At 66.2% G+C, this 19303-nt stretch carries 20 protein-coding genes; 10 read left to right on the top strand and 10 right to left on the bottom strand.

Annotated features, from left to right (window positions below; translation table 11 throughout):
* Positions 1 to 65 precede the first annotated feature (65 nt).
* The 6 genes from ACE04A_RS22695 to ACE04A_RS22720 all read left to right on the top strand — a co-directional run bounded on the left by ACE04A_RS22695 (position 66) and on the right by ACE04A_RS22720 (position 7734).
* Positions 66 to 1286 carry a CaiB/BaiF CoA transferase family protein gene (locus ACE04A_RS22695; protein ID WP_438860113.1) on the top strand — a complete coding sequence of 407 codons (1221 nt, stop codon included), beginning with the start codon at positions 66 to 68 and terminating at the stop codon, positions 1284 to 1286.
* Positions 1287 to 1307: 21 nt separating this feature from the next.
* Positions 1308 to 2105 (top strand): enoyl-CoA hydratase/isomerase family protein, encoded by a 798-nt coding sequence (locus tag ACE04A_RS22700; protein WP_448716510.1) that lies wholly within the window; start codon positions 1308 to 1310, stop codon positions 2103 to 2105.
* A 9-nt stretch (positions 2106 to 2114) separates the two neighbouring features.
* Positions 2115 to 3338, top strand: coding sequence for a CaiB/BaiF CoA transferase family protein (locus ACE04A_RS22705; protein ID WP_448716511.1), 1224 nt, complete (start codon positions 2115 to 2117; stop codon positions 3336 to 3338).
* A complete protein-coding gene (locus ACE04A_RS22710) occupies positions 3335 to 5695 on the top strand; it encodes an acyl-CoA dehydrogenase family protein (protein WP_448716512.1) in 2361 nt (786 codons plus the stop codon). Before ACE04A_RS22705 ends, ACE04A_RS22710 begins: the two co-directional genes overlap by 4 nt.
* A gap of 41 nt (positions 5696 to 5736) precedes the next feature.
* On the top strand, positions 5737 to 6708 hold the full coding sequence (locus ACE04A_RS22715; RefSeq protein ID WP_259250432.1) for a Bug family tripartite tricarboxylate transporter substrate binding protein: 972 nt from the start codon (positions 5737 to 5739) through the stop codon (positions 6706 to 6708).
* A 63-nt stretch (positions 6709 to 6771) separates the two neighbouring features.
* Complete coding sequence (locus ACE04A_RS22720; RefSeq protein ID WP_259250434.1) at positions 6772 to 7734, top strand: LysR family transcriptional regulator; 963 nt, start codon at positions 6772 to 6774, stop codon at positions 7732 to 7734.
* A 21-nt stretch (positions 7735 to 7755) separates the two neighbouring features.
* Here the strand turns inward: ACE04A_RS22720 and ACE04A_RS22725 are convergent, their stop codons facing one another.
* The 8 genes from ACE04A_RS22725 to ACE04A_RS22760 form a co-directional block, all read right to left on the bottom strand.
* Positions 7756 to 8622, bottom strand: a complete 867-nt coding sequence (locus ACE04A_RS22725; protein ID WP_448716514.1) for an amidohydrolase family protein — start codon at positions 8620 to 8622, stop codon at positions 7756 to 7758.
* Positions 8619 to 9233, bottom strand: coding sequence for a carboxymuconolactone decarboxylase family protein (locus ACE04A_RS22730; protein ID WP_485820596.1), 615 nt, complete (start codon positions 9231 to 9233; stop codon positions 8619 to 8621). The genes ACE04A_RS22725 and ACE04A_RS22730 overlap by 4 nt, the downstream gene beginning before the upstream one ends.
* Positions 9234 to 9262: 29 nt before the next feature.
* Positions 9263 to 9877 (bottom strand): glutathione S-transferase family protein, encoded by a 615-nt coding sequence (locus ACE04A_RS22735; protein ID WP_485820546.1) that lies wholly within the window; start codon positions 9875 to 9877, stop codon positions 9263 to 9265.
* 37 nt (positions 9878 to 9914) lie between these two features.
* Positions 9915 to 10559, bottom strand: a complete 645-nt coding sequence (locus ACE04A_RS22740; RefSeq protein ID WP_448716516.1) for a flavin reductase family protein — start codon at positions 10557 to 10559, stop codon at positions 9915 to 9917.
* Positions 10560 to 10595: 36 nt separating this feature from the next.
* Positions 10596 to 11558 (bottom strand): tripartite tricarboxylate transporter substrate binding protein, encoded by a 963-nt coding sequence (locus ACE04A_RS22745; RefSeq protein ID WP_448716517.1) that lies wholly within the window; start codon positions 11556 to 11558, stop codon positions 10596 to 10598.
* Between the two features lie 10 nt (positions 11559 to 11568).
* Positions 11569 to 12567 carry a Bug family tripartite tricarboxylate transporter substrate binding protein gene (locus ACE04A_RS22750; protein WP_279997242.1) on the bottom strand — a complete coding sequence of 333 codons (999 nt, stop codon included), beginning with the start codon at positions 12565 to 12567 and terminating at the stop codon, positions 11569 to 11571.
* A gap of 127 nt (positions 12568 to 12694) precedes the next feature.
* A complete protein-coding gene (locus ACE04A_RS22755; RefSeq protein ID WP_448716520.1) occupies positions 12695 to 13234 on the bottom strand; it encodes a thioredoxin family protein in 540 nt (179 codons plus the stop codon).
* A 32-nt stretch (positions 13235 to 13266) separates the two neighbouring features.
* Complete coding sequence (locus tag ACE04A_RS22760; protein WP_448716521.1) at positions 13267 to 13956, bottom strand: cytochrome c biogenesis CcdA family protein; 690 nt, start codon at positions 13954 to 13956, stop codon at positions 13267 to 13269.
* A 175-nt stretch (positions 13957 to 14131) separates the two neighbouring features.
* On the opposite strand from ACE04A_RS22760, the gene ACE04A_RS22765 reads away from it, so the two are divergent.
* The 3 genes from ACE04A_RS22765 (at position 14132) to ACE04A_RS22775 (ending at position 16427) form a co-directional block, all read left to right on the top strand.
* Positions 14132 to 14263 (top strand): hypothetical protein, encoded by a 132-nt coding sequence (locus tag ACE04A_RS22765; protein WP_259250445.1) that lies wholly within the window; start codon positions 14132 to 14134, stop codon positions 14261 to 14263.
* Positions 14264 to 14343: 80 nt separating this feature from the next.
* Positions 14344 to 15084: a response regulator gene (locus ACE04A_RS22770; RefSeq protein WP_259250447.1), complete on the top strand. Its 741-nt coding sequence runs from the start codon at positions 14344 to 14346 to the stop codon at positions 15082 to 15084.
* Entirely contained in the window at positions 15081 to 16427 is a 1347-nt protein-coding gene (locus tag ACE04A_RS22775; protein ID WP_448716523.1) for a sensor histidine kinase, read from the top strand. The genes ACE04A_RS22770 and ACE04A_RS22775 overlap by 4 nt, the downstream gene beginning before the upstream one ends.
* A 9-nt stretch (positions 16428 to 16436) precedes the next feature.
* Here ACE04A_RS22775 and ACE04A_RS22780 read toward each other — a convergent pair whose 3' ends face one another.
* Both ACE04A_RS22780 and ACE04A_RS22785 read right to left on the bottom strand, forming a co-directional pair.
* Positions 16437 to 17195, bottom strand: coding sequence for a 5'-methylthioadenosine/adenosylhomocysteine nucleosidase (locus ACE04A_RS22780; protein WP_485820547.1), 759 nt, complete (start codon positions 17193 to 17195; stop codon positions 16437 to 16439).
* Positions 17192 to 18103 carry an IclR family transcriptional regulator gene (locus ACE04A_RS22785; protein WP_448716525.1) on the bottom strand — a complete coding sequence of 304 codons (912 nt, stop codon included), beginning with the start codon at positions 18101 to 18103 and terminating at the stop codon, positions 17192 to 17194. Before ACE04A_RS22785 ends, ACE04A_RS22780 begins: the two co-directional genes overlap by 4 nt.
* A gap of 152 nt (positions 18104 to 18255) precedes the next feature.
* On the opposite strand from ACE04A_RS22785, the gene ACE04A_RS22790 reads away from it, so the two are divergent.
* Positions 18256 to 19257 carry a Bug family tripartite tricarboxylate transporter substrate binding protein gene (locus ACE04A_RS22790; protein ID WP_100854365.1) on the top strand — a complete coding sequence of 334 codons (1002 nt, stop codon included), beginning with the start codon at positions 18256 to 18258 and terminating at the stop codon, positions 19255 to 19257.
* Positions 19258 to 19303: the final 46 nt, after the last annotated feature.

Raw genomic sequence — 19303 nt, forward strand, 5'->3', positions numbered from 1 at the left:
GCCCCCCCCCCCCCAAGCCGGAAATCCTAGACTACCTGCACACAACAGGAGTCAAGGAGAAGGCTTTGCAGCCGCTGTTATCAAACGTGAAAGTGCTGGACCTGAGCCGCATTCTGGCCGGCCCCTGGGCCAGCCAGATCCTGGCCGATCTGGGTGCGGACGTCATCAAGGTCGAGCGGCCGGGCCTGGGCGACGACACCCGCTCCTGGGGGCCTCCGTTCCTGAAGGACGAACAGGGCCAGGACACCAACGACGGCGCCTACTTCATCGCCACCAACCGTGGCAAACGCTCCATCACGCTGGACCTGCAGACGCCTGAAGGCCAGGCGCTGGTCAAGGACCTGTGCCGTGACGCGGACGTGGTGCTTGAGAACTACAAGGTCGGCACCCTGGCGCGGCTGGGGCTGGACTATGACTCCCTGTCGAAGATCAACCCGCGCCTGGTGTATTGCTCGGTCACGGGCTTTGGGCAGACCGGCCCGCGCGCCGCCGAGCCGGCCTACGATTTCCTGATCCAGGCCATGGGCGGCCTGATGAGCGTAACGGGCGAACGCGACGACAAACCCGGCGGCGGCCCGCAGAAAGTGGGCGTGCCCATCGTGGACCTCACCACCGGCGTGTACGCCGCGCTGGGCATCGTCGCCGCCTTGCTGCGGCGCTCGCAAACGGGCCAGGGCGAATACATTGACGTCGCCATGCTGGACGTGCAGGTTGGCCTCTTGGCGAACCAGGCCATGAACTTCCTGCTGGGCAACCGCGTGCCGCGCCGCACCGGCACCGCGCACCCGAACATCCAGCCGCAGCGCACCTTCGCCTGCGCCGATGGCGACATCGTCATCGTGGTCGGCAACGACGCGCAGTTCGCCACCCTGTGCCGCGTGCTGGGCAAGCCCGAACTGGCGCAAGACCCCCGCTACGTCAGCAACAGCCAGCGCGTGACCAATCAAGCCACGCTGGACCCGATCCTGGACGCCATCATCGTCGCGCAACCGCGCGCGCACTGGTTGGCGGCACTTAAGGATGCCGGCGTGCCGGCAGGGTCCATCAACACCGTTCCCGAAGTGTTCGACGACCCGCAGGTGGCGCACCGCGCCATGCTGCGCCGCCTGCCGCACCCGGCCGCCGGCACGGTGCCGCAAGTGATGAACCCCTTGCGCTTCGCCACGGCGGATCTGCGGGCGGACCGCGCCCCCCCGCTGCTGGGCCAACACACCGCTGACGTGCTGGCGGAACTGGGCCTCAGCACGGAACAGATCCAGGACTTGCGCCAGCGCAAGATCATTTGAACAAGACGGAGACTCTGGACCATGACCCTGCCTGAAAACTTGACCGGCCCCTACACCGCGCTGGACGTCACCGTGGACAACGGCGTGGCCGTCATCCTGCTGGCCAACCCGCCCGTGAACGCCCTGAGCACCGAGATGATGAACGAGTTGTCCTGGGTGCTGGACCGCATTTCTGAAACCCCCGACGTGCGCGCCGTGGTGCTGTCCGGGCAAGGCAAGACGTTCTGCGCGGGCGCGGACTTGAAGAACCGCGCCGCCACCATCAAGGGCCCGGGAGATCTGCCGCAGCATTCACGCCGCACCCGCGAGTGCTTTCATGCGATCCGTGAATGCGCCAAGCCGGTCGTCGGCGCGATCAACGGCGCGGCACTGGGCGCGGGCCTGGCCATCGTGGCCTCTTGCGACATCTTGCTGGCCGCGTCCACGGCGGTCGTGGGCCTGCCGGAAATCAACGTCGGCCTGCTGGGAGGCGGACGCCATGGCATGCGCCTGTTCGGCCATTCGCGCCTGCGCAGGATGATGCTGACGGGCTTGCGCGTGGATGGCGACGAACTCTATCGGCTGGGCATCGTTGAAGCGTCCGTGCCTGTCGAGGCCTTGATGGACCGCGCCCTGGAACTGGCGCATGAACTGGCGTCCAAGAGCCCCCTGGCCAGCGTGCTGGCCAAGCAGACGCTGAACGCCATCGAAGACATGAGCCTGCGCGACGGCTACCGGTACGAACAGGACATGACCGCCGCCATCTCCAAGACCGAAGACGCCCAGGAAGCGCGCCGCGCCTTCCTGGAAAAGCGCGCGCCCGTGTTCCAGGGCAAATAAGGAGTCGTCATGAACGGAGCATTGGAGGGCGTGAAAGTCCTGGATCTGAGCCGTGTGTTCTCCGGCCCCTGGGCGGCGCAGATGTTGGCGGACTTTGGCGCCGACGTCATCAAGGTGGAACGCCCGGGCCGGGGCGACGACGTGCGGCATCAGGGCTACCCAATGCCCGACCGCAAGGGCGAACCCAGCGCGCAGACCTCTTCATTCGTGGCGATGAACCGTGGCAAGAAATCCCTGACGATCGATATCTCGCGGCCTGAAGGGCAAGCCTTGATCCACCGCTTGGCGCAGGGCGCCGACATCGTGATCGAGAACTTCAAGGCGGGTGACCTGCGCCGCTACGGGCTGGACTATGCATCGCTGTCCGCGATCAACCCCCGGCTGGTGTACTGCTCGATCACCGGCTTCGGCCAGACCGGCCCCTATAGCCACCTGCCCGGCTACGACCCCATCTTCCAGTCCATGAGCGGCTTGATGAGCGTCACCGGCGTGCCCGATGGCGAGCCGGGCGCCGGCCCCGTGAAGGCCGGCTATTCGGTGTCGGACCTGACGGCGGGTTTCTACGCCGTGGCGGCCATCCTGGCGGCGTTGCGCCATCGAGACCAGGTGTCTGGCGTGGGCCAGCATATCGACCTGGCGCTGCTGGATGCGCAGATCGCCGCCATTTCACACATCGGCATGAACTACCTTGCCAGCGGAAAACTGCCCGCGCGCATGGGCTCGGCCTCGCAGATCACCGCGCCGTTTCGCGCCTTTGCCTGCCGCGATGGCCACCTGATGGTGGCCGTGGGCAACGACTCGCAGTTTCGCAGCTTCTGCGCGGTCATCGGCCTGCCGGACTTGGCCGATGACCCGCGCTTTGTCAGCAACCCGAAGCGCGCCGCCGCGCAAGCGGACCTGTCGCGCCTGATCGAGCCGGCCATGCTGGCGCGCACCGTGCGCGAATGGAATGACGCGCTGGCGGCCGCCAACGTGCCTTGCGGCCCGATCTACACGATGGATCAGGTATTCGAAGACCCGCAGGTGCGGCACCGCAAGGTACTGGGCAGCGTCTTGCATCCCGAACTGGGCGACATGCCCGTCATCAACAACCCGATTCATTTTTCGGCAACGCCGATCGCACCCGGCCTGCCGCCGCCGATGTTGGGCGAACACACGGCGGCGGTGCTGCGCGGTGAATTGGGCCTGTCCGACGACGAGATCGCGCGCCTGCACGCCGAGGGCATCGTATGAGCAACATGGACCACGCGCTGATCGAAGAGATCCGCGACAGCGCGCGCGACTTTCTTTCGCGCCGCGATCAGCGGCAACGCAAGCGCACGGCAAGCGGGATCGACCGCGACTACTGGCGCGACATAGCCACCGTGGGTTGGCTGGGCATGAGCGTGCCCGAGTCTCTGGGCGGGCTGGGCCTGGGTTGGCACGCGATGGCGGCGGTGATGGAGGAAGCCGGACGCGCGCAGTTGCCCGAGCCGCTGGTTGGGGCCGGCGTGCTTGCCGCCACGCTGCTGGCGCACATCGACGCCATGCCAGGATCGGCGTTGCGCGACACCCTGCTGCAAGACCTGTGCAGCGGTGCGCGCATCATCGGCGTGGCTTGGCAAGAAACCGAAGGCCAGTTGGAAGCCGGCGAAGCCGCGGGCGTCTTCGGCGTCAGCGTCACGGCGCGCGAAGGCACATACGTGCTGAACGGCGAAAAGCGCCACGTCATTCCCGGCGATGGCGTGGACGGCTGGCTGGTAACGGCGGACGGCGAACAGGGCACCGCGCTGTTCTACCTGAAAGCCGGCACGCCCGGCCTGACCCTGCAAGCGCACGCGCGCGCCGACGGCACCCCCGCTTGCCACCTGAGCATCGAAGCCGCCGTGGTGCCCGCGCAAGCCTTGCTTGCCCGCCACGATGTGTTGGACGCCGTTGACGCTGCGCTGGACTACGGCCGGCTGATGCAGTCGGCCGAAATGATCGGCCTGGCGCGGCAAGTGCTGGCCGATACGGTCGCCTATCTGAATACGCGCCATCAGTTCGGCAAGCCGCTGTCATCCTTTCAGGCCTTGCAGCACCGCTTGGTGGACGCCGTCATGCAAGTGGAGCTGGCGGCCAATAGTTTGCAAGATGCACTGAACACGCTGTGCGACACGCCGGCCGCGATGACGCAGCCGCCTGAAACCACTACGCGCAAGATCGTGGCCAGCCGGGTCAAGGCACGCGCGGCGCGCGCCAGCCTGGAAGCGTCACGCCTGGCCATTCAGCTACACGGCGCCATCGGCTACACCGAGGAATGCGACGTCAGCCTGTACTTTCGCAACGCGCTGCATCTGTCCGCCTGGCTGGGCAACGCCACGGCCCATCGGCAACGCTATGGCGCGCTGGCCGAAGACCCGTCGCCACCTTCCGATGACGCGCCTGTGCAGGATGACGCCCAAGCGGAATTTCCCCGCGAGGCAGACTGGAACGCCATGCCGGAAGACGACTTCCGCGCCCTCTTGCGCCGCTTCTTCCGCGCGCGTTATCCCGCTCACTTGCGCCATGTGCCGTGGCGCCTGCATTGGGACGAGATCAAGAACTGGTACTACACCTTGTCGCGCCAAGGGTGGATTGCCCCGTCGTGGCCGCGCGAACACGGGGGCATGGCGCTGTCACCCGCGCGGCAGATTGCCTTCATCGAAGAGGCCGAACGCTACGGCGTGGCGCGCGCGCCCGACCAGGGGCTGGTAATGCTGGGCCCCATCCTTATCCGCTACGGCACCGACGAACAGCGGGCACGCTTCCTGCCGGGCATTCTGTCGGGCGAAGCCGTCTGGGCGCAGGGCTATTCAGAGCCCGACGCCGGGTCGGACCTGGCGGCCTTGCGCTGCGAGGCCGTGATCGATGGCGACGACCTTGTCGTCACCGGGCAGAAGACCTGGTCCACGCTGGCGCAGGACGCCACCCACATGTTCATGCTGGTGCGCACCGACAAGACCGTCAAAAAGCAGGCGGGCATCAGCTTCCTGCTGGTTGACCTGGCCAGCCCCGGCGTCAGCCGACGCCCCATCCGGACGCTGTCCGGCCACGAGGAATTTTGCGAAGTGTTCTTTGACCAGGTGCGTGTGCCGCGCGCCAACCTGGTGGGCGAACTGAATGCCGGTTGGGGCATCGCCAAGGCGCTGTTGGGCTTTGAACGGCTGTTCTCGGGCAGCCCCAAGCATGCCAGCCATGCGCTGCAACAGATCTTCAGCGTGGCGCGGCAACGCGGCCTGCTGACCGACCCCGCGTTCACCGACCGGTTGGCCGAGCTGCGGCTGGACACCGCCGACCTGACGGCCATGTACCGCGTGTTCGCCGACATGGCGCGGGCCGGGCGCCCGCTGCCGCCGGAACTTTCCTTGCTGAAAATCTGGGCCACCGAAACCCATGAACGGCTGGGCGCGCTGCTGATCCAGATTGCCGAGGAATACGGCGGCGTGGAAATGCGGCTGGGTTATGGCCATGGCGGCGTCCACGCGCTGGCGCCCTATGTCAACGCGCTGGCCGCCACCATCTTCAGCGGCACCAACGAGATTCAACGCAACATCTACGCCAAACAGGTCCTGGGTCTGGACGGCGCATAACAACAGCGCGCCTACGCTTGGGCGCCATCAGGAGAGAGACAATGAAAAGAGCACCCGCACTGACGGTGGCTGCGGTATTGCTGGGCGCGGCGCTTGCGCCCATGGCGCAGGCCGCGCAACCCTGGCCCAGCCAGCCCATCCGGCTGATCGTGCCGTATCCGCCTGGCGGCTCGGTGGACAACCTGGCACGGCTGCTGGCGCCGGCGCTGGGCCAACGATTGGGCCAGACCATCGTGATCGAGAACAAGGCGGGCGCCAGCGGCACCATCGGCGTGGACGCCACGGTGCGGGCCACGCCGGACGGCAACACCTTCGGCTTTGGCGTGCCGGGCGCCATCACCGGCCTGCCGCACGTCATGAAGGTGCCTTACGACGTCGGCAGCATCCAGTACGTGTCGTTGGTGGCCCGTATTCCGCAGGTGATCATGGTGAACCCTTCCCTGCCCGACAAGACGCTGGCGGCCTTCGTCAGCAGCGCCAAGCAGCACCCGGGCAAGTACAACTACGGCTCCGCCGGCAACGTCACCACCCCGCATCTGGGCGGCGAACTGCTGAAGCAGCAGACGGGCATCGACATCATGCATGTGCCCTACAAGGGCGCCGCCCCCGCCGTCACGGCCCTGCTGTCCAACGAGGTGCAGATGTTTCCCGGCGATGCGTCGGCGGCCCTGGGCTTCATCAAGGCGGGCAAGCTGCGCGCCCTGGCGGTTGCCAGCCCCGAGCGCTTCGAAGGCCTGCCGGACGTGCCCACCACGCGCGAAGCGGGCTTTCCCGGCGTGATCGTGGAATCCAACTACGGCATCATCGCGCCCACGGGCACGCCCAAGGACATCGTGGACAAGATGGCGGACGCCATCGCCAAATCATTGGCAGACCCGACGTTGCGGCAAAAGATGATCGACCAGGGCGCCATGCCGGCCGCCACCACGCCGGACCAGTACCGCGCGCTAATGGAATCGGAATCCAAGAAATGGGGCGATGTGATCCGGCGCGGCAAGCTGGGGGTGGAATGACCCGAACCCCCGCGCTTTGCCGTACGCTTATGCGTTCCTTCCTGCGACCCTAGCCCTGCCAACATGCCCTCCGCCAAAGCCACCGGCCTGAGCCTGGACCTTACCGCCGACCTGCACAAATGGCGGGCGTTTCTTGCCATTGCAGAGCTGGGCAGCATCACGCGCGCCGCGCTCTATCTGGACCAGGACCAATCGGTGCTCAGCCGCCGCATCAACGCCCTGGAACGCGAGTGCAACGCGCGGCTCTTCAACCGCACGGGGCGTGGCGTGCATTTGTCCGAGGTGGGCGAACGCCTGTTCCCCTTGGTGCAGACCTTGCTGGGCGACGCCGAACGCCTGGAGCTCGAGCTGAACGGCCAGGCCCGCGAGCCGGCCGGCGAGGTCACGCTGGGGCTGCTGCCGTCCACCGCGCATCCCCTCATCCGCCGCCTGTTCTCGCGCTTGCGCAAAAACTTCCCCAAGGTTCACCTGAAGATACTTGAGGGCTCCAGCGGCCAGATCGAAGAGTGGTTGACGGACAGCCGCGTGGACATCGCCATCCTGTACCGATATGGCGACAAATGCCCGCCGGGCGAACAGGCGCTGGCCTATGTGGATTCGTATCTGGTGGGCGCGGCGGGCGATGCGCGTACGCAGTCCGGCGAGGTCACGTTCGACCAGCTCAATGGCCTGCCCTTCATTTTGCCGGGCGCCCCCAATGGCTTGCGCAACGCGCTGGACGGCCTGGCGCGGGCGCGCAAGATCACCATTGCGCCGCTCATCGAAGCGGACTCGCTGCCGCTGATGAAGTCGATTGTGGAACATGAACACATGTACACCGTGCTGCCCCTGCACGCCGTGTGGCAGGAAGTGCAGGAAGGCCGCCTGAGTATTGCGGCGCTGCGCGATCCCAGCATGGGGCGCATCATTTCCATGGCGTTCTCACGGTCCAAGGGGCCGGGACGCACGGTGATGGAAGTGGCGGCGCAGATCGAAACCCTGGTGCGGGAGATCGGCGGCGAAGGGGTCTGGCACGCCAGCCCCTGAGCCTTGCCAACCCCTAGGCAATCAAAAGCCGTATAGCCGCGCCGGGTTGTCCACCCACACCTTCTGGCGCAGGCGGTCATTGCCCAGCCATTCATAGGCAACGTCCACCAAGGCATCGGCCGACGGCGCCGATGCGCCCATGCGCACAAACGGCCAGTCCGAGCCCCACAGCACCTGATCCGGGTTGGCGGCGGTGAACGCGTCGTGGATGAAGCGCGCGTTGTCGTAGTCGGGCGCGGCGCCCACCCGGCATAGCGTCAATTTCATCCAGATGCGGCCATCGGCAAGCAGGCCGCGCAACAGTTGAAACGCGGCGTCTTCGGCACCTCGCGCCGGCACGAGGCTACCCAGGTGATCAATGACAATCGGCAGATCCAAGGCGGCCAGGGCCGGCAGGTGCTGCACATAGGCATCGCATGGCGCCCACAGCTGCGCATGCAGACCGAACTGCTTCATGCGCGGCGCCAGCGCGGCGATCTGGCCAAAGCCCACGCTGCCGGGAAAGAGATTGCCCGCGGGGTCGCGCGCTTCCAGAAAACGCAATCCGCGCACACCGCCATCCACCATGGCCTGCAACTGCGCGTCGCTGACCGACGGGTCGGCCACCGCAATGCCGCGCAAGCGGTCACGGCCTTGCGCCAAGGCATCCAGCAGCGCCGCCGGATTCACGCCATAAGGCGCGGGCTGCACCAGCACCCCGCGCGCCGCACCCAACGTGTCCAGCATTTGCAGGTAACGCGCCACGGGCGCATCCGGCGCCGCGTAGGACGACGGGTGCTGCAAGGGAAAGCGGTCATAGGGGCCGAACACATGGCAGTGCGCATCGCAGGCCAGCGCGGGCAGCGTCTGCTTGGGCGTGACGGGCATGCGCGGCATTTCGGTATTCATGGCTGCCCCTTATTGGGTAGCGGCGCCAAGGTGCTAAGCACGGGCTGGTCCGCTTGCCGTGGGGTATCCAGCGGCGCGGGCGCATCGTCAGGCATCGGGATCTCGTGGGCGTTCAAGGTCATGGACACCATGGTGTAGTAGCCGATCACCGCCGTCAGTTCCACCACGCCCACGGCCTGCCAGCGCGCCACCGCCTCGGCATACAGTGCAGGATCCACCTGGCCGGTTTCCTGTAGCTGCCGTGCGAATTCGTAGACCACCTCGGCGTCGCGCGAGTCGAACGACGGGGTTGCGCGCGACTGGATCGCGTCCAGCACCGCATCCGCGATACCCGCCGCGCGGGCAGCCTGCGCATGGATATGCCATTCGATCTGGCTGTTCCAGCGGCGCGCGGTCACAACAATGGCCAGTTCGCTGACGCGGGGCGGCAGGCTGGTGCCGAAACGCAGCAAGGCGCCCAGCGCCTGCCAGCGCTCAGCAAGTTCAGGGCTGTGCAGCGCCGCGCGCAAAGGGCCGACCAGACGCCCGCGCGGACCCGAGACGATTTTCTCGTACACGCGCTTCTGGTCGTCGGTCATGCTGTCGGGAGAAGGCAGCGGGATACGGCTCATCATCATCCTTGGTTCGGGGAATGCAGAATTCACGGCGTTTCGTCGGGCTGGCTGCGCGCCACCGACGGGCGGGCGCAAAAGCCCTGGTGCCACGCGGCAAGCCGGGGGTGCCCGGCGCGCCAGTCGATATCCGGAAAACGATAGTCCATGTACGACAGGGCGCAGCCGATGGCGATCACGCCCAGGTCGAAATCGCTTGCCGCCAGCGCGGGCGCTTCCGCTTCCAGCGCGGCCAGCACGGCGCGCACCTTCAGCGCGAAAGCGTCCAGCCACGCCACCGTCTGCTTTTCCACAGGTTTGTTGCGTTCTTGCCGGAACAGCAGCAAGGCATCCAGAAAACCATCACCCAGCGCCTGGCGGCGTTCGGCTACCAGACGCCCGGCGGCGTCCGCTGGTAGCAAGCGGCCCCCAGCCAGCCCGTTCAAGTAGGCGCAGATCACCCGCGAGTCATACAAGGCAGTCCCGTCGTCCAGCACCAAGGTGGGCAGCTTGATCAAGGGATTGTCCGCCACCAGGTCCAGATTGGGCTTGTCCATCGCGACCGGCGTGCGAACCAGTTCGACCTGGCCTTCGATGCCGGTTTCATACAGAACGATCATCACCTTGCGCACAAATGGCGATCTGGGCGACCAATGCAACTTCATCGTCTAGCTCCTTGTTTGTTAAGCGCCGCGACGCGCGTCAATGGCCTTGGGGCGGGCGCACGGACGGGTCGTTGGCCGCGTCCGGCGTCAGCATCTGAAACAGGTCGGTCGTGTGCGCGTACCAGCCCGCGCCATGCATGCGCCCCAGCAGTCCCAGCGCGGGGGTATCCACGTGAAAGCGCTCGCGGTTCAACAGCGCGTCGTCGCGCAAGTACATGCCCACCACGCGCGCCAGCACAATCACACGCTGCGGCGCGGCCTCGATCACCTGCCACACCTTGCATTCCAACGCCGCCGGGCTCTGCGCGATGCGCGGTGGCGCCACGATTCGCGACGGCGCGGTGGAGAGCCCCGCGCGCGCCAGCTCATTGACGCTGGCGTCGTAGTCCAGGCTGGTGCGATTCATCTGTTGAGCCAGTTCGGCCGACACCAGATTGATCACGAATTCGCCCGTGTCCAAGATGTTGCGCGACGTGTCCTTCAATTGGCCGCCGCGCGGGCCGATGCCCAACGCCACGATGGGCGGGTCGCTGCTGACCACGTTGAAAAATGAGAAGGGCGCGGCGTTCAGCTCACCGCGCGCCGATTGGCTGACCACCCAGGCGATCGGGCGTGGCACAACCACGCTGGACAGCAGCTTGAAGGCGTCGGCCGACGCCAGTTGGCTGAAATCAAAGTTCATGGCGACATCGTCTGGCGTGAATGGCGGGAGGTCGTGTCATTTTGCCAGCAGCCCCAGCGAGCTCAGCAGCCGCTGCATGTCGGCACGGTCGCGGCGGACGTAGGCATCGGCCTCGGCCGGGGTCAGCGACATCAGTTCGATCGCCTGCTCTTGCATGACGCGGCGGTAATCAGGGTCATCGTTGACGGCGCGCACGGCGCTGCTCAGGCGCTGCACGATCTCGGGCGGCGTGCCGGCAGGCGCGGCCAGGCTGTACCAGGTTGCCGCCTGCGCACCCGGCACGCCCGCTTCGGCCAGCGTGGGCACGTCCGGCAATAGCGCCGAACGCTTGTCGGCCGCGTAGGCCAAGGCAATCAAGCGCCCCTGGCGAATGAACGGCAAGCTGGCCGACAGGTTCAGCATGGCCAGGTCGATCTGCCCGCCCACCACGTCATTGATGGCGGGCGACGCGCCGGCGTAGGGAATGTGATTCAACCGCACATGCGCCGCCTGCTGAAAGAGTTCGGCGCCCAGGTGCGTAGCGCCGCCCACCCCCGCCGACCCGTAGCTGAGCTTCCCGGGTTCGGCCTTGGCGCGCGCCAGCAGCGTCGCCACGTCGCGGATACCGCGCGATGGGTTCACCACCAGCATGATGGGTTGCACCGCCACCACCGAGCAAAAGGCAAAGCCGTCCACGCCGTCATAGGGCGTCTTCTGCATCAAGGGCGTCACCACGTGGCCGGCAGAGGTGCCCAACAGCAAGGTGTAGCCGTCAGCCTTGGCTCGGGCCACAAACCCCGTGCCGATGGATGCGCCGCCGCCCGGCTTGTTTTCCACCACTACTGGCTGGCCCAGACTTTTTTCCAGCGCGCGGCCCAGACTGCGCGCCACGACGTCGGCGGGGCCGCCCGCCGCGTAGGGGTTGATCAGGGTCAAGGGGCGTTCAGGGTACTTGGCCTGGGCCGCGGGCATCGCCACGGCGGCCGTCAAGCTTGCGGCTATCAGCAGGGATCGGATCATGGATGGCATGTCAGTCTTCCCGAGCGCCGGACTGCTTGATCACCTGTGCCCACTTCACCGTGTCCGTCTTGATCTGGGCGGCGAAGGCTTCGGGCGTGCTGTGCGTAGTCTGGATGCCGTAACCCGCCATGCGCTCGACCATCTGCGGCGACTGCATCACCGCGCCAATGTCCTGGTTCAGCTTGTCGATCACCGCGCGGGGCGTTCCCGCCGGCGCCAGCACGCCTGACCACAAGCTGACTTCATACGTCGAGAAGCCCGGTGCTTCCGAAATCGACGGCACATCCGGCAGCACCGGCAAGCGCTTGCGGCTGGTCACGCCCAGCGCGCGCACCTTGCCCTGCTTCACTTGTTCGATGAAATTGGAGGACGTGTCGATCATCATCGAAATCCGCCCCGCCAGAAAATCATTGATGGCGCCCGAGGTGCCCTTATACGGGATATGGCGGATATCCACGCCGGCCGTCGACTTGAACATCTCACCGGCCAGATGGCTGGTGGTGCCGTTGCCCGACGAGCTGAACGTCAGTTCACCCGGCCGCTGCTTGGCCAGCGCCGCCAGTTCCGCCACCGAATTCACATTCAATTCCGGGTTCACCACCAGCAGGTTCGACGTCAGGTTGGTCAGCGTGATCGGCGCGAAGCTCTTTTGCGGGTCATAGCGCAATTTGGCGTACAGCGATGGGTTGATGGTCAGCACACCCATCGTCGAATACAGCAAGGTATAGCCGTCGGGCGCGGCGCTGGCCACGGCCTCCGCGCCGATCGCGCCCCCTGCCCCGCCCCGGTTTTCCACCACGACGGTCTGGCCAAGCTTGTCGCCCAGCCCTTGCGCCAGCGCGCGGGCCATCAGGTCCGTGGCGCCGCCTGCGGGAAACGGCACCACCAGCTTGATGGGATGGTCGGGGTAGGTGCCGGCCACGGCAGGCGCGCTCATTCCCACGACGCACGCCATCATCCCCCCACCCAGCCACAGGCTGACCGACGTCAGCGCGCTTGCGATCTTCATGCTGTCTCCAAACCTTGGGTTTTTGTGTTTGGAGCATGGTATGCGGCGTACCGGGGCGGCGCTATGCGCGGTATCGCATATCTGCTTTGCGCGGCGCTGTACTCGCGCCCCCTCCCCGCCGCCTTCCTTAGCCCGGCTGCGCCAACAAGCGCTGAATCTCAGCCTCCGTCTCCGCATACTTGCCTTCACCAAAATGGCGGTAGACGATCTGGCCTTGCTTGTCGATCAGGTAGAAGGCCGGCCAATACTGGTTGCGGTAGGCGTCCCAAGTGGCATAGCGGTTGTCCTGCGCGACCGGATACGTGATGCCAAAGCGCTCCAGCGCCTTCTGCACGTTGGGCGTGGACCGTTCAAACGGGAACTCCGGCGTATGCACGCCCACCACCTCCAGCCCCTGGTCCTTGTACTTCTGATACCAGCTTGTCACGTAGGGCAAGGTGCGTACGCAGTTGATGCAGGTGTAGGTCCAGAAGTCCACCAGCACCACCTTGCCGCGCAGCGACGCCAGCGTCAGTGGGTCGCTGTTGAGCCAATGCTCGATGCCGGTGAATTCCGGCGCGGGGGTCGGTTTGGAGGCGCCGGCCTGCGCGGTAAGCGGCATCACCGAGGCAGCCAGCGACGTGGCCAACAGCGCACCCAGCGCGATTCTCTTGAACGTAGCGAACATGGTCGTACTCCTTGAATTGAGGTGAGGGACGGTCAGTTGAAAAGGTTGCTGATCCAGGCATAGGCCAGGATGTCGTACTGGAAATAGATGGCGGCGGCGGTCAGGATCAGCAGCACGCCAAAGCCTTGCTGCAAGCGCTGCGTGTAGCGCGACAAGCCCCGCACCCGCGCCGCGATGGCCTGGCCGCCGTAAGCGATCACCAGCATCGGAATGCCCGCGCCGATGGCGAACATCAACAACAAGGTGCTGGATTGCGTCAGGTTCTGCGCCTTGGCGGCCAGCACCAGAATCGACGCCAGCACCGGGCCGGCGCAGGGCGTCCACACCGCCCCCAACGACAGCCCCAGCACAAAGCCGCCCGCATTGCCGCTACCCGAGCCGCCCCCGTTGAAGGCCAATTGCTGCAACGGGCCGCCGATGCGGGCGATCAGGCGGTCGTAGGGTTGCGGCCAGATGCGCACCAGGCCGAACAGCGCCAGCAGCGCGATCGACGTGGACCGCACCGCTTCGTGTACCGATGCATTCAAGGTGGACAACAGGCTTAGCGCGATACCCAGGCCGGCAAACGCCAGCACAAAGCCGGACACGACGAACAGGGGACGCCAGCGGTCCGGGCGTTCCAGCGAGGTGCCCAGCAGCACCGGCAGCAGGGGCAGCACGCAGGGTGAGGCGATGGTCAGCATGCCGGCCAGCAAAGCGATGGGGGTGTTGATCAGGTCCATGGGGCAAGTCCTTTGGAAAGAGGCCCCATTGCACCCGCGCCGCGTATCCGGCTTGTGCCGGTTTTGCGTGTTTTTTCCTGGCTTATGTATCTGCCGCCGGGGCGTACACAGTACGACACACTTGCGGCGGCGGCCGGCGCTATAACCCGTTCATGCCCTGCCCCCGGAGACCCATATGAAGCGCATTCTTGCCGTACTGCTGTTGATGTTCGGCGGTTTCAGCACCGAAGCCGCCAAGCCCTTCCAATGCCAGCTCATTGCCAATACCCGGCCGCGCCGCGACCCGCTGCCCCCGGTTGACCGCTAGCGCCGCCGCCTTGGATAAAATCCGCCTACCCGCGCGTGTGCTTCCGCGCGTTGCCGCCCCCACCCTTTAGGCCACCGCAGATGGATCAGATTGATCACGTGATGATCGTTGACGACGATCGTGAAATACGCGAGCTTGCCGGCAACTTCCTGAAGAAGAACGGCCTGACCGTTACGCTGGCGGCCGACGGCCGGCAGATGCGTTCGTTGCTGGAAAACCTGTCCGTGGACCTGATCGTGCTGGACATCATGATGCCGGGCGACGACGGGCTGGTGCTGTGCCGCGAACTGCGCAGCGGCAAGCACCGCCGCATTCCGATCCTGCTTCTGACCGCGCGCAGCGACGACATGGACCGCGTGCTGGGCCTGGAAATGGGCGCCGACGATTACCTGGTCAAACCCTTTGTGGCGCGCGAACTGCTGGCCCGCATCAAGGCGATTCTGCGGCGCACGCGCATGCTGCCGCCCAATTTCCAGGTGACGGAGCCGGGCCGCGAGATCGCCTTCGGCGACTGGCGGCTGGACACCACCGCGCGCCACTTGCTGGATGAGAGCGGCACGGTGGTGTCGCTAAGCGGCGCGGAATACCGGTTGCTGCGCGTGTTCCTGGACCACCCGCAGCGCGTGCTGAACCGCGATCAACTGCTGAACCTGACGCAAGGCCGTGACGCCGATTTCTTTGGCCGCTCGATCGACCTGCTGGTCAGCCGCCTGCGTCAACGCCTGCGCGAAGATGCGCGCGAGCCCCGCTACATCAAGACCGTGCGCAGCGAGGGCTATGTGTTCGCGGCGGCGGTCGATGTGTCGGAAGCCAACGAGTGAACCGCGCCGCCCGCCCGCGTTCCGCCTGGCCTGGCACCCTGGTCGCCCGGTTGTTCCTGATTTTTCTGATCGGCCTGGTGCTGGCGTATGGCTTGTCGTTCGCCTCGCTGTTCTACGAACGCTACAACACCACCAAGAGCATGATGCTGGGCGACCTGGAACGCGACGTCGCCATAGCCATGGACGTGTTGGACCGCCTGCCCGCCGATGAACGCGCGGCCTGGCTGCCGCGCCTGTCCAGCGGGAACCGCCAGTACCTGCTGGATGAGGGCCAGGCCGATCAACCCTTGCGGCTGGACGTCGCGCGCAATGCCGCCAACGCCATCGAAGCAGCACTGGGCACCGCGCGCCCGCTGACCATACGCGCCATGGCAAACGACCCCCGGCATATCCAGGCGCGCGTCGTGCTGTCCGATGGGCAGCCCGTGGTGCTGGATATCCATCTGTCGTCAATGCGCCCCGAGCCATGGCTGCTGGTGGTGCTGGCGGTGCAGTTGGTGCTGTTGATCGTTTGCGCGTGGCTGGCCGTGCGGCTGGCCGTGCGGCCGCTGACGCGCCTGGCCCATGCCGCCGAAACACTCGACCCGAACGCCAAGAGCCCCTTGCTGGAAGAAGGCGGCCCGGCCGAAGTGGCGCACGCCGCCACCGCGTTCAACGCCATGCAGGCCCGCATCGCCGCCCACGTGGCCGAGCGCATGCAGATACTGGGCGCCATCTCGCACGACCTGCAAACGCCCATCACCCGGATGAAACTACGCACCGAGTTCATGGACGCCTCGGACGACCGCGACAAGTTGGCGCAGGACCTGAACGAAGTGGAAAGGCTGGTGCGCGAAGGCATCGACTACGCGCGCAGTGCGCACGGCAAAGTTGAAACGCCCGCGCGCGTGGATCTGCATGCGTTTCTGGAAAGCCTGGTCTATGACTATCAAGACACGGGCAAGCCCGTCAGCCTGAACGGCGACCACGCCGGGCCGCTGATGACGCGCCCGCATGCGCTGCGGCGGATTCTGGGCAACTTGATCGACAACGCGCTGAAGTTCGCGGGTGCGGCTGAAGTGGACGTGGCGGTGCACGGCGACACGGCGGTATCGGTCTTTGTACTGGACCGTGGCCCCGGCATTCCCGAACACGAACGGGCCGCCGTGCTGCAACCTTTCTATCGCCTGGAAAGCTCGCGCAACCGCGATACGGGTGGCACGGGGCTGGGCCTGGCCATCGCGCAGCAGTTGGCGGAAGTGGTGGGCGGTACGCTGACGTTAAGCGCGCGGGAAGGCGGGGGGCTGGCGGTGGAGCTGCGCTTGAAACCGGGCCAGGGTCGCCAGTCATCCACACCGGCTTGAGCAGGAGCCCTAGCCGTCCAGCAAGGCACCCGATTTCAGCAGCGGCGACAGAATGCCGGCGGAGTAGACGCGCGCAACGTTTTCCAGGAACGCGGTGAAGTCGGTCTTGGCGGCATGGTCGGCGCGGTCGGATATCACGCGCAGCACCGCGAAGGGCACGCCGAATTCATAGCAGACCTGCGCCATCGCCGCGCCTTCCATTTCCACGCACAAAGCAGCGGGCAGGCGCTTGCGCAGTACCTGGGCCTCGTCGTTGTGGCTGACGAACCGGTCACCGGTCGCGGTCAGGCCGTGGTGGACGGTGGGCATCGCCTGCGTGGCAGCCCCTGGGCTCGCGCGGGTAAACGCTTGGGTGAAGGTCACAGCGCTGTCTCGCAACAGCTTGCTCATGCCGGCATCCGCGTCAAAACACACCCGCCCCAACAAGGGGATCTCGTGCTGATCAAACAGCGGACGCGCGTCCATGTCGTGCTGCATCAAGGTGCTGGCCACGACCACGTCGCCCACCTCCACGTCCGCGTGCAACCCGCCCGCCAAACCGGTGAAGACCACGCGCGACACGTTGAATTCCCGGATGACGATCGACGCCGTGGCGGACGCCGCCACCTTGCCGATGCGGCTTAACGCGATCACGCAGGGCGTGCCCCACAACGTGCCCACATGAAAATCGCGCATGGCGATTCGGTGGACGGTAGCGCCGGGTTCCATCGCGGCCAAGAGGTCGGCGATTTCTTCATGCAAAGCGCCCAGGATGGCGAGACGTTTCATGCGCCCTCCCCCACGTACCCCAGCGCCGCGCTAGCCGCCGCCGCTTCTTTTTTCACCGCCGCCACGATCTTGCCGTCTGCCGACACATCGAAGCCGCCCGTCGCGCCCAGCGCCGTCAGCACCGCGCAGGGGCGGCCCGTGTGGTCATACAAAGGCGCCGACACCGCGCTGATGCCGCGCAGGTTCGTGTCTTTCACCGTGGCGCACCCGGCCGCGCGCACCTGGCGCCGCAGCCCGCCGATGGGATCGTCGCGGTCCAGCAAGGCACGCAGATCGTCCGGCGACTCGGCCAGTTCGGCCAGCGCCATCTGCTGAATCGGCGCCTCGTCCAAGGCCCCCAGAAACGCGCGGCCGGTGGCGGACCACAGCATCGACAACACCGAGCCCACGCGCACGTTCACCGTGACGGGCAACGCCGGTTCCTCGAAGCGAACAATGGTCGGCCCCTTGTTGCCCATGACGGCGATAAAGCACGTTACCGCCAGGCTTTCACGCAGGCGGATCAGCACCGGTTCGCTGATGCGCAAGGGGTCGGCCTGGCGCATGGCGGCCACGCCGACCATCAGCGCTTCCAGGCCCAGGTGGTATTGCTGAGTCGCGACTTCCTGGTCCACCAGCCCCTCGGCAATCAGGCTCATCAGATAGCGGTGCACCTTGGCGGGGCTTTCATCCACGTGTGCGGCCAGCGCGGTCAGGCTTGCGCGGCCGCCCATCCGAGCCAGGCCTTTCAGCACCACCATGCCGGTTTCGGCGGCCTGCACCCGCTGGCGGCGTTCGCGCGGGCGGTCAGCGGAGTCCAGTTCGGGGGTCGGGACGGTCGCTGTCGTGGACGCTTTGGGGGACGCGGCAGTGGCCCCTTTTATGGGCGACTTCGTGGACGTCTTGGTCGACGGCTTGGGGGGACTCATAGCGGATGCACTTCCTGCAAATAGGGTGCGCGGACGACGACGCGCCGCGAAATCGGCTCCAAGGTTAACCCCTCTTGAAAAATTACGCATTGCGTATATGATTTACGCAAAAGAAGGGATGCCATCAGGTCATCCCGAAATGGAGACAGCCGATGCGCACCCTGAATCGCCCCCTGAAACGCACTTTCCTGGCCGGCCTGCTGGCCCTGCCCTTGCTGGCCTGTGCCAACGCTTTCGCCCAACAGGCGCCTGCCAACTACCCGTCCAAGCCCGTGCGCTGGGTCGTGCCCTACGCGGCAGGCGGCGGCTCCGACTTTCTGGCGCGCAGCATCGGCCAGGGCCTGTCGGGTCGCATGGGCCAACCAGTTGTGATCGAGAACAAGCCGGGTGGCAACACCGCCATCGCGGCATCCGAAACCGCGCGCTCGCCGGCTGACGGCTACACCATGCTGTCCGCCGACAACGGCACACTGGTGTTCAACCCCGCGCTGTACAAGAAGCTGTCGTATGACCCCGTCAAGGACTTGGCGCCCGTCACGCTGATGGGCCGCTTTCCGATGATTCTGGTGGTTGGCCCGTCCATGAAGGTCAACACCGTGCAGGAATTCCTGGCCGAGGCCAAGTCGCGCAAGGAAGGCCTGGACTACGGTTCCGCCGGCGCGGGCAGCCCGCACCACCTGGCCATGGAACTGCTGAAAGTCGAAAGCGGCCTGACCATGACCCACGTGCCGTATCGCGGCGCATCGCCCGCGCTGGCGGACGTGGCGGGCGGCCAGATCCCCGCCATGATGGTCGACCTGGCAGCCGGCGCCGGCTTCATCAACGGCGGCAAGGTGCGCGCGCTGGCCGTGGCCAACCCGACCCGCCTGCCGCAACTGCCCGACGTGCCCACGTTCGCAGAGATCGGCCTGAAGAACGTCGAAGCGTCCGCGCAAGTGGGCGTGGTGGTGCCGGCCGGCACGCCGCCCGCCGTCATCGACGCGCTGAACAAGCAGGTGGTGGCCACCATCAACGACCCGGCCACGCGCAAGCGCCTGGTCGACTTCGGCATCGAGCCTGTCGGCAACACGCCCGCTGAATATGCCGAGATGTTGAAGGGCGAACGCGCCCGCTGGCAGAAGCTGATCACTGATCTGAAGATTACGCTGGACTAAGCGCTGCCATCACCACCCGCGGGGGGGGGGGGGGGGGGGGGGGGGG

The sequence above is a fragment of the Achromobacter colocynthidis genome, assembly GCF_057334535.1.